Origin of the sequence: Pseudomonas baetica (genome assembly GCF_019733355.1) — a bacterium.
Lineage (GTDB): Bacteria > Pseudomonadota > Gammaproteobacteria > Pseudomonadales > Pseudomonadaceae > Aquipseudomonas > Aquipseudomonas baetica_A.
The window spans coordinates 1-337 of the sequence record NZ_JAIHLQ010000160.1; the positions used below are offsets into that span (position 1 = coordinate 1).

Annotated in this window: 2 rRNA genes; both read right to left on the reverse strand. The window is 49.6% G+C overall.

Annotated features, from left to right (window positions below):
* Position 1: 1 nt before the first annotated feature.
* Positions 2 to 117 (reverse strand): 5S ribosomal RNA (gene rrf / locus K5E40_RS34550).
* Between the two features lie 105 nt (positions 118 to 222).
* Positions 223 to 337: ribosomal RNA gene (gene rrf / locus K5E40_RS34555) — 5S ribosomal RNA — on the reverse strand.

Genomic DNA, 337 nt, shown 5'->3' on the forward strand with positions numbered 1-337 from the left:
ATCTTGACGATGACCTACTCTCACATGGGGAAACCCCACACTACCATCGGCGATGCATCGTTTCACTGCTGAGTTCGGGATGGGATCAGGTGGTTCCAACGCTCTATGGTCGTCAAGAAATTCTGTATCTGGTCCGTCAACACGGTAACGAGCCAGCAAAAATGGGTACTTCTACTAAAACAAAACCCCAACTGCTTTCGCAATTGGGGTTTCGGAATTTAATCTTGACGATGACCTACTCTCACATGGGGAAACCCCACACTACCATCGGCGATGCATCGTTTCACTGCTGAGTTCGGGATGGGATCAGGTGGTTCCAACGCTCTATGGTCGTCAA